We start from the raw sequence: 1051 nt of genomic DNA, 5'->3' as shown, positions 1-1051 counted from the left end.
GCTTGATGAAACCACCCTTGTCACCGTAGACGGCGTTACCGGCACCGGTACCATCGTTGATGAAGTAGAGCCTGGTCCTGAGGATACTATCACCGTCTCCATTGCTGACAACGTCGGCGATGTGAGTGAGGGCGATAGCGGCGTCTTCCCGATCAGCCTCACGGATAGCAATGGCAATCCGGTCAACGCCATCACCAATGTGGTGGTTGATGTGACTTATAGCGGCATTGCCATTGACGGCACCGACTTTACAGGTGTCGCCACCGTCACCATCCCAGCGGGTAGTAGCAGTGCAAACTTAACCTTAGCGACTATCGATGACTTTATCGCTGAGGGCAGTGAGCTGGTTGGTATTACCATTAGTAACCCAGTCGGCGGCGGCTTTGAAGCTATCGTCTTAGGCAATGCAACTGCCGATATGAATATCGTTGATGAAGTAGAGCTCGGTCCTGAGGACACTATCACCGTCTCTATTGCTGACACCGTTGGCGATGTAATCGAGGGCGATAGTGCCAGCTTCCCGATTAGTCTTACTGATCCTAACGGCAATCCAGTTACCAGCTTTAGTCCAGTTACTGTAGATGTCACTTATAGTGGCATTGCGGCGAACGGCGTCGACTTCACTGGGGTGGTACAAGTAACCATTCCGACAGGTAGTAGTAGTGTTGATTTGGTTCTCAATACCATTGACGACTTTATTGCTGAGGGCAGTGAGCTGGTTGGCATCACCATTAGTAATCCAGTTGGCGGCGGCTTCGAGGCCATCGTGGTCGGTCAAGCAACTGCTGATATGAACATTGTTGATGAAACGGTTCCCGGTCCTGAAGACACCATCACCGTCTCCATTGCTGACACCGTTGGCGATGTAATCGAGGGCGATAGTGCCAGCTTCCCGATCAGTCTTACTGATCCTAACGGCAATCCAGTTACCAGCTTTAGTCCAGTTACTGTAGATGTCACTTATAGTGGCATTGCGGCGAACGGCGTCGACTTTACCGGAGTGGTTCAAGTAACCATTCCGACAGGTAGTAGTAGTGTTGATCTGGTTCTT

At 51.1% G+C, this 1051-nt stretch carries 1 protein-coding gene; it reads left to right on the top strand.

Annotation, left to right across the window (positions count from 1 at the left end):
- Positions 1-1051 (top strand): immunoglobulin-like domain-containing protein (locus JMX18_RS13150; RefSeq protein ID WP_201588374.1); only part of this gene is annotated, 1051 nt, incomplete at both ends.

Origin of the sequence: Psychrobacter jeotgali (assembly GCF_904846315.1) — a bacterium.
In the GTDB taxonomy this organism is placed as follows: domain Bacteria; phylum Pseudomonadota; class Gammaproteobacteria; order Pseudomonadales; family Moraxellaceae; genus Psychrobacter; species Psychrobacter jeotgali.
Note: the sequence above shows the minus strand (reverse complement) of the source record. Positions and strands in the feature narration are given on the sequence as shown.